This window comes from Shewanella sp. 10N.286.54.B9 (assembly GCF_041468565.1).
GTDB lineage: Bacteria > Pseudomonadota > Gammaproteobacteria > Enterobacterales > Shewanellaceae > Shewanella.
Genome location: NZ_JBFRIY010000018.1, coordinates 55,593 through 69,316, shown reverse-complemented (window position 1 = coordinate 69,316; position 13,724 = coordinate 55,593). Strand labels below are relative to the sequence as shown.

The following is a 13,724-nucleotide window of genomic DNA, read 5'->3' as shown; positions in this document are numbered from 1 at the left end:
CAACAAAATACTTATAAACGCTGCAAATATGTTGTAACACGTGCGCTTCTGTACCCAAACTCGTTACAACGTCAGTGATAATTAAAAAAGTAACTAGCCGACAGTCTAGTTAAAGGGGATGAAGATGTTGCAATTTAAACCTAGCGTGCTGACCTTAGCATTAGTTGCTGCTGGCGCGAGTATGAGCAGTTACGCTGCAGAAGAAGCCAAAGCAGAGACCTCAGCAGATGAATCAATTGAAGTTATAAGCGTTACAGGCATTCGTCGTAGCCTACAAGACTCCAAAGCGATAAAGATGACGTCCAGCTCTATAGTAGAAGCTATTTCTGCTGAAGATATCGGTAAATTACCAGACGTAAGTATTGCTGACTCTTTAGCGCGTCTACCAGGTTTAACCACACAACGCTTAAATGGCCGTGGTCAGGTAATAAGTGTTCGAGGTCTATCACCAGACTTCACAAATACAACCTTAAATGGTCGTCAGCAAGTATCAGCTAGTGATAACCGAAGTGTTGAATACGACATGTACCCTTCAGAGTTATTAAGTGGTGCTGTTGTATATAAGACACCAGACGCATCATTAATGGCACAAGGCATCGCTGGTACCATTGATATGCAGACTGTTCGTCCGTTAGCACATGGAGAACAGACATTCAGTGTTAATGCACGATATGAATGGAATGAATTAGAATCTCTAAATCCGGACGTGAACGACTCTGGCCAGCGAGTTTCAGCTTCGTATATTGATCAGTTCGCCGACAACACTATAGGTTTAGTCTTAGGTGTTTCCTATATGGATACACCTAGCCAAGGAGAGCGTTTTAACGCTTGGGGCTACCCTCAAAATGAAGATGGGAATTACGTAATTGGTGGTGCGAAGCCATTTGTACAGTCAAATGAACTAAAGCGTACCGCAATCGTAGCAACTTTAGAGTTTCAACCAACTGAAAATCTACACAGCACTTTTGATCTTTTTTATACTGATTTCAATGAAGCACAAACTTTGCGCGGTATCGAATTTCCTTTAGCATGGTCTGGCGCAACCTTAACACCAGGTACAGTCCAAAATGGAATGGTAACTGATGGTACTTTCAACGGTGTTGAAGGGATAATGCGTAACGATCTAGAACAAAGAGATTCTGATACGGTAGCAGCTGGCTGGAACCTTGAATATGACCTAGGAGAATGGCAACTCGAGGGAGATTTAAGTTATTCAAAAAATGAGCGAACAGATGAAATCTATGAAAGCTATAGCCAAATAACCAGTGCTTTAGATAACCTAAAGTTTAAATCAACCACTAAAGGCACTGTATTCGAATCTGAACTTGACTACGCCGACACTGACCTTGTGAAGTTGTCAGGTCCAAACTGGGCTGGCAATGTGGGTCTTAACAATGGCCAAGTTGGCTATTACAAACAACCAGCTAGTAAAGATGAACTTTATCAAATCCGCCTAAGCGCTAGCCACGATTTGGACTGGGGATTAATCTCTCGGGTAGAGTTCGGTGCAAACTATGATGATCGAACTAAATCTAAAACGACAATTCCTGAGTACTACTACACACTTTCAGATTCTGACTGCACTAAGCCAGGAGATTCTAGTACTTGTCAAAAGGATATCAATTTTAATACCTTCACCACTAATCTTGGCTTCTTAGGGATTCCAGGAATGGTAAGTTATGATCCACGTGCCGCCTTCGATTCACTTGTAGAAGTAGAAGCGCTTCGAGCTGATATTGCCGCAAAGGCATGGGAAGTTAGTGAACAAGTAACGACCGCTTATATTAAATTTGATATTGATACTGACATTTGGGATATGCGCCTCACGGGTAACGTAGGCACGCAAGTTGTTTATACAGAGCAAAGTTCTTCTGCTGTTTCTGCAACAGATGTGTACGAAAATGGAATTATTGTTGATGTTACAATCGTACCAATTGAAGATGGTACTGATTATACAGAGATTCTACCGAGCTTAAATTTGAGCTTAGCGCTTTCGGATAGCTCTATATTACGTTTTGGTGCAGCAAGAACGTTAACTCGTCCACGTATGGATGAACTCCGCGCAAGCTCTACTTATAGCTTTGACCCTAAATACGAAGACTCAACAGATCCTGAATTTTCACCTTGGAGCGCGAGCGGTGGTAATCCGCAGCTAGAACCTTGGATTGCAAATGGTGTTGACCTGTCATTTGAACATTATTTCGATGATTCAGTTGGATATGTATCTATTGCTGGTTTTTATAAAGATCTCGAGTCCTATGTATATACTCAACCAGAAGCCTATGACTTCAGTGAATTTCCTACAGGTGGTTACAACCCCGCTTTAGATCTAGGTGCGATTACTAAGCCACAAAACGGCGATGGCGGGTCGCTAAAAGGACTTGAACTAGCAGCCTCAATATCTGGTGCAATGTTAACCGAAGTACTTGAAGATTTTGGTGCTATTGCCAGTGCTTCATTCACGACAAGCGATATTCAACCGAACCCAGATTCTCCGTCAGAGCCTTTACCTGGTTTATCTGAAGATGTCTATAACTTAACTTTCTACTATGAAAATAGCGGTTTTTCTGCTCGGGTTGTTGGGCGTTATCGATCTGAGTTTTTAGGAGAAGTATCCGGTTTTGATGCTGGAAGAAGTTTTAGATATAACGAGCCAGAAACAATTGTTGATGCTCAAATAAGTTATCGTTTCCAAGAAGGTACGCTGGAAGGTCTAACATTATTGTTGCAAGCCAATAACCTTACAGATGAACCGTTTGTCACCACTGAAGAAGGCGATGAAATGCGCGTAATTGATTACCAACGTTATGGTACTAACTACGCATTTGGCGCTTCATACCAGTTTTAAATAATGCAAAACAAGGTCTTTGATCACAACTTGGATCAAAGGCCTTATGTTTGCACAGTGGAATTTTACTAAATCGATTAGTCCATTCTATGGAGTATCTATGACGAGCCGTGTCCAAAACGTGGTTATTCTTGGTGGCGGCAGTGCTGGATGGATGGCTGCAGCTTGCTTAAGCAAAACACTCGGCAGCCAGTTACAAATTACGCTTATCGAGTCGGAATCAATAGGCACTGTCGGCGTAGGAGAAGCGACTATCCCATCTATACATCTCTTCAATCAGCTGATAGGGATTGATGAACAAGCATTTGTCAAAGCTACTCAAGCAACTTTTAAGCTAGGCATACAATTCAAAGGTTGGGGGAAAGAGCAAGATGACTACATGCATGCTTTTGGTGGTTTTGGATTCCCATTTGGATCACAACCATTTTTTCAATATTGGATGCATAGTAAAACATTAGGGAATCAATTTAGTTTTTGGGATTACTCATTAAATAGTCAGGCAGCAAAATATAATAAGTTTGCCAAATTAGAAAAAGTCGGTGAAACCAACCTTCAAGGACTCGTATACGCCTACCAGTTCGATGCATCATTGTTTGCAAGTTTCCTGCGCTCTTTTTCTGAGAACCTTGGTGTAAATCGAATAGAAGGAATCGTTAAAAAGACAAATTTAAGTAGTGAAACAGGCTTTATTGATTCACTGACGCTCGACAGCGGAATGGTTATTACTGGCGAACTCTTTATCGATTGTTCAGGTTTTAAAGGTGTGCTTATTGAACAAGCACTTCAAACAGGTTTCGAATGTTGGAGCCACTGGTTACCGTGTGATAGTGCTCTTGCTATTCCAACTAAAGCGTTAACTCCTCTCCCTCCATACACAACAGCGACAGCACATGATGCTGGTTGGCAATGGCAGATCCCTCTGCAACATAGAACCGGTAACGGATATGTTTACAGCAGTCGCTATATGACAGATGAACAAGCCGAGGAAGAATTATTAAACAAGTTAAATAGCGAACCAATTGGGCCAGCGAAACATATTCGCTTTAAAACAGGTATGAGAAAATTGAGTTGGAATAAAAATTGTGTTGCTCTTGGATTAGCAAGTGGCTTTCTAGAACCGTTAGAATCCACGAGTATTCATTTAGTACAATTTTCCTTAGGCAAGTTACTAAAGTTTTTCCCAAATAAAGCATTTCATCCATCTACTACTGATGAATTTAACCGACTAGTGAACCAAGAATATAATAATGTTAGGGATTTCATCATCCTCCATTATAAAGCTAATCAAAAACAGGAAAGTAAATTCTGGCATGACTGCGCACAAATGCCAGTCCCTGCGGCATTACAACAAAAAATATCGCTCTTTGAAGCTCAAGGACAAGTCCACTGCGGTAGTGATGAATTATTTTCTGACATTAGTTGGACGCAAGTGATGCTAGGGCAAAACATATTACCCAAAAGCTATCACCCTATGACACATAGTTTCCCGGTTAAAAATCTAAAGATCTATCTAGCTGAAACTCGCTCTATTATCAAACAAATAATACCCGCAGTGCCAAAACACAAGCACTTTATTGATCTTTATATTGATCACAAACAATCACCCAATAATACATAGGATAACAGCTATGAGATATATTCTGACGAAAGCTGTTCTTAGTTTAATGTGCGTCTATGGCGTTTGTAGCAATGTTAGCGCGGCGGACAATTCACTTCCGATGGAAGGTTTAAACACGGCTAAAGCAATAAAAGAAGTTAGAGTTGAACCGGAGTTCTGGTGGGCGGGAATGGTCAATACAACGCTTGAGTTGATGCTTCACGGCGACAACATCGCTTCAATGCAAGCATCCATACAGTCCGCTTCCAGGATCAACATCATTGAGCAATCAACCACAGAAAATCCAAACTACTTATTTATTAAGCTTTCTTTAAAAGATGCGAAGCCGCAGACTATTACTTTGTCGCTAATAAAAGACAATGCTCAAATGCATCAGTTTGACTACCAAATCAAGCAACGACGTGTAGGTTCAAGCCAGCGACAAGGCTTCGATAACAGCGATGTTATCTACCTAATTACCCCAGATCGCTTCGTTAACGGCGAGACATCAAATGATAATCACAGCTCAATGCTTGAAAAGGTCAATAGAGCAGATAAAGATGGCCGTCATGGCGGTGATATACAAGGTATTATTAATAGCCTAGATTACTTACAAAAGCTTGGTGTGACCCAGCTTTGGGTCAATCCACTGCTTGAAAATAATCAGCAGCAATACTCCTACCATGGCTACTCAACAACAGATCACTACAAGATTGACCCGCGTTTTGGCAGTAATGCGGACTACCGTCAACTTAGTGATGCCGCTAAAGATAGGGGCATTGGGATCATCAAAGATATCATCGTCAACCATATCGGCTCTAATCATTGGTGGATGAAAGATATTCCTAGCAAAAACTGGATTAATGGTTTGGCTGCTAATCAGGCCATCAATACCAATATGTTGCCTTTTACCACTCATCGCCGTACTACAGTACAAGATCCCTACTCTGCGCCAAGCGATTTGAGCAACTTCGTTGATGGCTGGTTTGTTGATAGCATGCCAGATTTAAATCAGACCGAAGAAAAACTGGCAACCTACCTGATTCAAAACAGTATTTGGTGGGTTGAGTACGCTAATTTATCTGGGATCCGCGAAGATACCTACTCCTACGCCGATAAAGCATTTTTGGCGCAATGGTCAAAAGCAATTATGGCAGAATATCCTAAGTTCAATATAGTGGGCGAAGAATGGACAGCCAACCCAATAACAGTCTCCTATTGGCAAGCGGGAAAAATAAACCAAGATGGCTATGTCTCCTACCTGCCAAGCCTTATGGACTTTCCGTTATACGAAACCATGCTAAAAGCGTTCAATAACGACGAATCATGGGACAAAGGCTTTATAGAGCTCTATGAGATGATGGCCAATGATGTTGTCTATGCCGATCCAACCAACCTTGTGTTGTTTGAAGGTAACCATGACACAAACCGTTTATTCAGCCTGTTAGATAGCAATTTATCCCGCTTCAAGATGGCAATGGCATACACATTAACGTCTAATCGTATTCCGCAGATTTTTTACGGCACTGAAGTATTGATGCAAAGCCCAGTATCAGGTCGCCACGACGGCGAAGTAAGATCTGACCTCCCTGGTGGTTGGTCATCGGATGCTACCAATGCCATGACCGGACAAAGTTTAACGTCACAACAATTAGATGCCCAGAATTTTGTCAGTAAATTACTCAACTTTAGAAAAAGTTCATCTGCCATTCATAACGGTAAGTTGATTCATTACGTGCCAGAAAACGGCACTTATGTTTACTTTAGAGCAGATCTAACCGAAACGGTTATGGTAGTGATGAACAAGAATAATGAGCAGATAATGCTAGATAACGAAAGATTCAAAGCACAGTTGAAAGACTTTTCAACCGCAACCGATGTGATAACAGGCCAATCGCAAAATATCTTACATAGCTTAAAAAGCCCTGCCAACTCGGTGTTAGTACTAAGCCTAAACTAATCAATAATAACTAAGAAATCAAAAGATAGGGTTAGATTTTATGACGATTACAACAAAGTTAGTTGACGCATATGGTTTTAAACAAAGTCTTGTAAAGAGCAAGCAAAAAGCATCAAAAAACGCATTAATAGTCAGTCTCGTCTTACCTGCGTTTTTTGCAACCGGTTGCACAGAATCGTCAACGAATAGCGACGTTAACACTGCAGAAAAAGCATCTGCAAACAAAAGCACTGTTTCGACGCATAAACAAGTAAAGCCGGTGGTTTATCAAGTCTTTACTCGCTTGTTTGGCAACAAAAACACCAACAATCAACCGTGGGGAACAAAACAGCAAAACGGTGTTGGAAAGTTTAGTGATTTTGATAACACTGCGCTGCAAAGTATTAAAGCATTAGGTACCACCCATATATGGTATACCGGCGTTCCCCATCATGCATTAGTTGCCGACTATAAAGCCTATGGTATTAGCGACGATGACCCAGATGTCGTTAAAGGACGCGCAGGTTCCCCTTATGCTGTAAAAGATTACTACAATGTGAACCCAGATCTTGCTGATAATGTAGAGAACAGGCTGCAAGAGTTTAAAGACTTAATCAAACGCACCCATGATAATGGTATGAAGGTCGTCATCGACATTGTGCCTAATCATGTTGCTAGAGCTTATCAGTCCAACTATCAGCAAAAAGGCATAAGCAGTTTTGGCACTAATGATCACACCAGTAAAAGCTATAAAAGGCACAATAATTTTTACTATGTAGTAAAGCAGTCCGGCGGAGGAACAACCGCTACAGCCTTTAAAGTGCCAAAATTAAACGTGCAAAACTCACCTCTTGGTGGAGAGGTGCACCCACTAGTAGATGGAGAGTTTAGAGAGTTCCCCGCCAAATGGACTGGCAATGGCGCTCGTGCAGCACAGCCTGACGCCAATGATTGGTACGAAACCGTCAAAATCAATTATGGCGTAAAGCCAGACGGCAGTATTGACTTCCCAGCTCTGCCACGATCTTTAGCCAATGAAGATGCGAATGCCCATTATCAACATTGGTTGGCGATAGAAAAAACGGATAATGCATTAGTAGCTGAGCAAAAACAGATCCCCGACTCTTGGCTTAAATTCAAACAGATCACTCAATTTTGGCTAGCACAGGGTGTCGATGGTTTTCGTTACGATATGGCAGAGATGGTGCCGGTGGCATTTTGGAGCTACCTAAACACCAATATTAAACACACTAATCCTGAGGCGTTCTTATTAGCTGAAGTCTATAACCCAGCGCTTTATCGAGACTATATTCATTTAGGCAAAATGGACTACCTTTACGATAAAGTGGATATGTACGATACCTTAAAAGCCATTATTCAAGGGCAAGAAAGCACGGCTGCTATCGCAGAAAAACAAGCGTTAGTCAGTGATATTTCAGCAAACATGCTGCATTTTTTAGAAAATCATGATGAGCAAAGAATTGCCAGTGACCAATTTGCTAATAATGCTTTTGCAGCCCTGCCCGCTATGGTCGTTTCTACCACCATCAGCTCAGCCCCTACGCTTGTTTATTTCGGCCAAGACGTAGGCGAAAAAGCAGCAGAGAACCCTGGTTTTGGTAGTCCTACGCGTACCAGTATTTTTGATTATATCGGCGTACCCGCCCATCAGCGTTACATGAATAACGGCAAGTTTGACGGTGGACAGTCTACTGTAGAAGAGCTTGAACTTAGACATTACTACACAAAACTGCTCAACCTAAGCCATAGTGCCTCCGCATTAAGCGGTGAGTATAGCGAACTCGATAGTTTTAATCGTGCAAACAAAGTGGCTGGCTATGATGAGCAGACTTTTGCATTCAGCCGTTACAATGCTGAACAACAATTAATCATCGTAAGTAACTTTAGCCAGCAACACAGTAAGACGTTTACCTTACAACTACCTCACTCACTCATCTCGAAGTGGAACATTAACACTAAGCAAATAGCGCTGGTGGACCTTTTAAATGCCCCTCAAAAGTCATTAAGCGGCCAAGAATTAACACTGACAGTTATTGATGATAAATGGGGCGTCGCTTTGACCCTTGCGCCTAACGAGTCAAAAGTACTAATGCTTAATCATCACTAAATACCAATATCCATACCAATAAAAAGTAATACAAAGCCCGTATAGACGGGCTTTGTCATTTATCTGAAAAGCGAAACATAACCAAAATGCTGTACAGCTATCTTCTCCATTTGAATACGTATGCAAGCCATTGCAGCAAGTTTAAGGTTCAATTTAGTATGCTAACAGCAGCAAAACTTCAATAAAACTTGCACGACAAAACTATAACAATAAATTAAACACAGGGATGGCACCATGTACTCATTGCGCTCTACATTACTTCCGTACCATGATAACGCCGCAATACAAAAAAAGAATTTCCACGCTAAAAAGCACTCTTTGCCTGAGTTGGCCGCTATCACTTCAATAATACTAGGTACGGCGTTTAGCAATGTCGCAGTGGCTAAAACAGTTTCAGTTACCTCTCCCGACAAACAAATAGTGGTGTCTATTTTTGATGACAATGGCCAGCCAGAATATAACGTTAAGTTTCATGGAAAACAGGTCATCACCGACTCTCGTCTTGGACTGGTATTTGAATCATTAGGTGAATTGGCACAAGGCTTTACCATTGAGAAAAGCAAATTAAGCAACACTCAAAATCGCTGGCAGCAACCATGGGGCGAGCAAGAATGGATAGAAGATAATTACAACCAAGCTAACATCACCCTAAGCAACGGCAAATATAAGCTTAAACTGCATTTTAAAGCCTTTGATGACGGCATCGGCTTTCGATATGAGCTACCAAAACAAGCTGGGCTAAGTCAGTTAACCATCACCAATGAATTAACAGAATTTTCAGTTCCGTTGCCCGAAAAAGCGCAAGCCTGGTGGATCCCAGCAAGAGGCTGGAATCGTTATGAGTACCTATACAGCAACAGCGCTTTAGACAAAGTGACTAATGTACACACTCCCTTCACTTTTAGGCTCAATTCTGGAGTCCACTTGAGTATTCACGAAGCGGCACTGGTCGACTACACTTCGATGACCCTAAATCAACGTCGTAGCGGCAAACTAAAAGCCGATCTCACTCCCTGGTCTGACGGCAGTTTGGTCAAAACTCAAGCGGGCTTTTTCTCTCCATGGCGTACTATCCAGATAAGCGATGACGCCGCAGGTTTACTAAATTCGCACTTAATTCTTAATTTGAATGAACCCAATAAACTTGGCGATGTAAGCTGGGTAGAGCCAGGGAAATATGTCGGTATTTGGTGGGGTATGCACCTTAATGCGAATACTTGGGGCTCAGGTGAAAAGCACGGCGCCACCACCAGCGAAACCAAGCGTTATATGGATTTTGCAGCTAGTAATGGCTTCGATGGTGTGTTAGTAGAAGGCTGGAATCATGGTTGGGATGGCAGCTGGTTCCATAATGGTGACGTGTTCAGTTTTACTCAACCCTACCCAGATTTTGACCTTGATGCGGTGAGCAATTACGGCAGCTCAAAAGGGGTTAAGCTCATTGGCCATCACGAAACCTCTGGCTCAGTCACAAACTACCGAAATCAGATGCAAGTCGCCTACGATCTTTACCAACAGTATGGCGTCAGTCAGATAAAGACCGGCTATGTCGCTGATGGCGGTGATATTAAGCGTATAGATGAAAACGGTATTACTCGCCATGAATGGCATGATGGTCAATTTATGGCAAACGAATATTTGTACAGTGTTAAGCAGGCAGCTAAACGTCAGCTCAGTATTAACACTCACGAACCGATAAAAGATACCGGACTGCGCCGTACCTATCCAAACTGGATTTCTCGTGAAGGTGCCCGTGGACAAGAGTTTAACGCCTGGGGCACACCGCCGAACAACCCAGCACACACCACAACGCTTGCCTATACCCGCATGTTATCAGGGCCTATGGATTTTACACCGGGTATTTTCGACCTTGCCCCTAAAGGACTCGATGCAGTTAATCGCGTGCAAACAACCTTAACCAAACAGCTTGCTCTGTATGTGGTACTTTATAGCCCAATTCAGATGGCAGCGGATCTGCCTAGAAACTACCTTGAGAGGCAAGATGCATTTCAGTTCATCAAAGATGTACCCACTGATTGGTATCAGAGTATCGCCTTGGCAGGTGAAGTGGGTGAGTATGTGGTCTTTGCTCGTCAAGAACGTGCGGGTAAGAGTAAAGGTAAAGATTGGTATCTAGGCGCAATTACCGATGACAGCGCTAGAGACATCGACATCAAACTCGATTTTTTATCCCCAGGTGTACAATATGAAGCTCAGATCTACCGAGATGGTAAAGATGCTAACTGGCAAAATAATCCTTATGATTATGTCATCGAGAGCAAACAGGTTAACGCTGCAGACCGCCTAACACTAGAACTGGCTTCAAGCGGCGGTACCGCGATTCGTTTTAAAGCTATTGATTAGCAAAGTCTGCCTTTTGGTAGTTTTAGACCCAAAAAGCCCTTAATTAAGGGCTTTTTCTATTACTCACTTTCTCAGCCATATTTAGCGCTTTAGCTGATAGTCACTACCGTCTTTAGCTGTAAATTCTTGATCGAGTACTGATGAGGCTACCACAGTATTTTCTACATTAACCAGGCTTATCCAGTACTGGTGGCCTTCAACTAAGATATCCTCAATGTTGGCACAATCTCGTGCGCCCTTTTCGCTTTGTCTATCAAAAGTAAGCTCAACATGAACGCCATTATCTTTAAGTAAGATTGCAGTTGGCTCGCTCTTGTGGCCGTTAAGCGCCACAAACTGTTTAGGGCAACGTAAACCTGTTTGGCTACCGTCTTTCATAAACACTAAAAGCTGCTGGTAGTACACCACATAGCTACAAGCATCTTTATGCGATCCCTTAGCCAGTGGAAACTTGTCATCCAAAAAGATTTTGGCACAGGGTGTTGAGGTATCATTTGCTGCCTGACGGACAACATTCACATCAACAAAATCCGAACCAGTGTATAGATTATTCTCGTGGTTGTTTGCAGTGTTATTGATTGTTGATATATCCATTGTCCTGTCCTCATTCATTCCTAAAATAGGTCACTCACCGTTACTTGCTTTGAAAGCTTTCAAAAAACTGTACATTTCCTGACTGCTTGATTTGTAGTCTAGTGTAAAAATCGCTACAATTTCACAATAAAAATTTTACAATGTGAATTTTACAATATGAAAAGTAATCAGAGCCTGATCAGAAAGTCACATTTTCTCGGAACCAAGATTAGAAATTTGCGTAAGAGAAACCATCTTACAATGGAAGATCTTTCAGCCCGCTGTGTGCGTGTCGATCCTGAGTCAGCCCCCTCTGTATCTTACCTTTCGATGATTGAACGGGGTAAACGAGTCCCGAGTGCTGGAATGCTTGCGGTGATAGCGGCAGTGTTTCAAAAAGAGGTTGATTGGTTCCTCGATGACGTCCCCGAAGACAACGCTATTACACCAGAAAAAGGTCGCCGCGGTGGAATAAGTGGTATGGCTTTAGAACCGAGTTTTCTGTTTTCCAGTGATATTTTACAGATTGCCATCCCCGAAATGCTGTCACAAACAGGAACTACCGGTCGTGAATTTGCCCATTTATTGATCCGCGCACACCAAGAACACCATCAAAATCACTTCCCAGATCTTGAACGTGCTGCTGAAGAAGTCGGTCAAAAACGGCTTCCTTTGGCATTAGATGACTTAAAGGATATTGCTAAATCCCTTGGGTTAAAACTGAAATGGGTCGATAGAACCCCGCAAGAAGTAGAAGATGAGATGGGAGTCAGTACCGCCCATGTGGTGACTTCGTTCTTTGAGCCGCCATCAACTATCTATCTCAACAAGATGCTCAAGTCATTCCCAACAAGGCTTAAATATGATCTTGCGGTACATATTGGTCACTGTGTTTTACACAATAAAGACGGTTTAAAGTGCGTGTTAACTGCGGGAAGAAGGCATACCGCTGCCCACGATGAGTTAACCAGCCCAGCATCATCGACTTTGAATGCCCAAGATATTTTGCACGCATGGCGGGATTTTGAGTCTAGCTTCTTTGCTGGTGCACTGCTTTGTCCAAAAGTGCCCTTTAGACAATTATTAGACAGACACGGCTATGAGATAAACGTCAATAAAACCGTTGGTGTTTCAGCATCAGTTGCAATGCGGCGAATGACTGTTGTCTCTCCCTACCCGCACTGGCATTACTTTGACGCTTATGCACCTGGAAAATTAAAAGCCGTTTATCGCGGTAATGGCATTCCTTTGCCTTGGGGCAATATGCGGGTGGTGGAAGATCCTTGTCAGCACTGGGCCGTATTTAGAATGATCAATGAGCCTAAAGTAGGTACCTCAGCTCAAATATCTATTCTTGAGGTGGCTGAAGAGCCACGGATCTACTGCTGTGAATCAGTAAAGGTAGAAGATATGGCGGGTAACAATCACGTGCTTTGCGCTGGCATTGATCTCAACCCCGCTATCGATGCCCAAGGTGGTGATTCCGCATCTATTGCCACAGAGCTGAAACAGATCTGTGCAGAAAACAGTGGCTCAGTTGAAATGCCAAAACATATTAAACAAAACCTATTAAGCGTGGCAAAAATCCTGAACATTAATTGGATAGAGCGCGGCATAGACAATGAAGCTCGGCTTATTTGCTCAAGAGGCGCTGTGTGCCCAAGACAACCAAGTTGTTATAAAGCCGGTAAAGCACTTTGTGATGAACAGTAACTTACAAAATGGTTAGTCCACGGGGTATTAGTTACCGTGATTAGGTATGCCCATTGCCGTTGCATGTACAATGATGCACTGCTCTGAATAGCCAAATTCAATTGCTAGGGTATCGTCAATAATCATATTTGCGAGTAACACGGTGCCGGCAATTTCTTGCTTAGCTTGCTCAATTGCCATCAAAGTAGACACTCCGTCATCAATAGGCAATAAATATAAAAACTGGGTTTGACAGCTTTTGCCTACCACAGCGCCTAATGCAACAAGCTCCTCAGACTGAGTCGCACCATGATAGGTTTGAGAGGTAAACGAACCGTGATTTGCTATGTTACAGCCAGTCAATAGTAGAAAGCATATAAAAACAATAGCTTGTATTTTAACCACTTTAGTCATCCACATGTACCCGTTAATTAAAAGTGTTGCAGTTGTTAAATATACAGCATGAATACGTATGTATTCTGTTGTACCAAATTCAAGCTCAAGGGTAACATGGAAACCTACTTTTATTCATGCTCTGCTTGTGGTGTGGTCGGTAAAAGTATGGTCGTTTCTAACGGTTTAG

At 42.3% G+C, this 13,724-nt stretch carries 8 protein-coding genes; 6 read left to right on the top strand and 2 right to left on the bottom strand.

The features are described 5' to 3' along the window. Positions 1-124: 124 nt before the first annotated feature. The 5 genes from AB4135_RS06555 to AB4135_RS06535 all read left to right on the top strand — a co-directional run bounded on the left by AB4135_RS06555 (position 125) and on the right by AB4135_RS06535 (position 10,876). Complete coding sequence (locus AB4135_RS06555) at positions 125-2,848, top strand: TonB-dependent receptor (protein ID WP_371991364.1); 2,724 nt, start codon at positions 125-127, stop codon at positions 2,846-2,848. Positions 2,849-2,948: 100 nt separating this feature from the next. Then, complete coding sequence (locus tag AB4135_RS06550; RefSeq protein ID WP_371991362.1) at positions 2,949-4,466, top strand: tryptophan halogenase family protein; 1,518 nt, start codon at positions 2,949-2,951, stop codon at positions 4,464-4,466. A gap of 10 nt (positions 4,467-4,476) precedes the next feature. Beyond that, positions 4,477-6,405, top strand: coding sequence for a glycoside hydrolase family 13 protein (locus tag AB4135_RS06545; RefSeq protein ID WP_371991360.1), 1,929 nt, complete (start codon positions 4,477-4,479; stop codon positions 6,403-6,405). Between the two features lie 40 nt (positions 6,406-6,445). After that, a complete protein-coding gene (locus AB4135_RS06540; RefSeq protein WP_371991358.1) occupies positions 6,446-8,512 on the top strand; it encodes an alpha-amylase family protein in 2,067 nt (688 codons plus the stop codon). A 234-nt stretch (positions 8,513-8,746) separates the two neighbouring features. Beyond that, positions 8,747-10,876, top strand: a complete 2,130-nt coding sequence (locus AB4135_RS06535; RefSeq protein ID WP_371991356.1) for a glycoside hydrolase family 97 protein — start codon at positions 8,747-8,749, stop codon at positions 10,874-10,876. An 81-nt stretch (positions 10,877-10,957) separates the two neighbouring features. Here AB4135_RS06535 and AB4135_RS06530 read toward each other — a convergent pair whose 3' ends face one another. Continuing rightward, positions 10,958-11,470 (bottom strand): malate synthase, encoded by a 513-nt coding sequence (locus tag AB4135_RS06530; RefSeq protein WP_371991354.1) that lies wholly within the window; start codon positions 11,468-11,470, stop codon positions 10,958-10,960. A 156-nt stretch (positions 11,471-11,626) separates the two neighbouring features. Between AB4135_RS06530 and AB4135_RS06525 the strand changes: the two genes are divergently transcribed. Continuing rightward, positions 11,627-13,162 (top strand): DUF3612 domain-containing protein, encoded by a 1,536-nt coding sequence (locus AB4135_RS06525; protein WP_371991353.1) that lies wholly within the window; start codon positions 11,627-11,629, stop codon positions 13,160-13,162. A 27-nt stretch (positions 13,163-13,189) separates the two neighbouring features. Here AB4135_RS06525 and AB4135_RS06520 read toward each other — a convergent pair whose 3' ends face one another. After that, positions 13,190-13,555, bottom strand: a complete 366-nt coding sequence (locus AB4135_RS06520) for a hypothetical protein (protein ID WP_371991351.1) — start codon at positions 13,553-13,555, stop codon at positions 13,190-13,192. Positions 13,556-13,724 lie beyond the last annotated feature (169 nt).

Bases quoted from the DNA above. Each gene is read 5' to 3' on its own strand.
- AB4135_RS06555 (WP_371991364.1), top strand. From the start codon at position 125: ATGTTGCAATTTAAACCTAGCGTGCTGACCTTAGCATTAGTTGCTGCT.
- AB4135_RS06550 (WP_371991362.1), top strand. From the start codon at position 2,949: ATGACGAGCCGTGTCCAAAACGTGGTTATTCTTGGTGGCGGCAGTGCT.
- AB4135_RS06545 (WP_371991360.1), top strand. From the start codon at position 4,477: ATGAGATATATTCTGACGAAAGCTGTTCTTAGTTTAATGTGCGTCTAT.
- AB4135_RS06540 (WP_371991358.1), top strand. From the start codon at position 6,446: ATGACGATTACAACAAAGTTAGTTGACGCATATGGTTTTAAACAAAGT.
- AB4135_RS06535 (WP_371991356.1), top strand. From the start codon at position 8,747: ATGTACTCATTGCGCTCTACATTACTTCCGTACCATGATAACGCCGCA.
- AB4135_RS06530 (WP_371991354.1), bottom strand. From the start codon at position 11,470: ATGGATATATCAACAATCAATAACACTGCAAACAACCACGAGAATAAT.
- AB4135_RS06525 (WP_371991353.1), top strand. From the start codon at position 11,627: ATGAAAAGTAATCAGAGCCTGATCAGAAAGTCACATTTTCTCGGAACC.
- AB4135_RS06520 (WP_371991351.1), bottom strand. From the start codon at position 13,555: ATGACTAAAGTGGTTAAAATACAAGCTATTGTTTTTATATGCTTTCTA.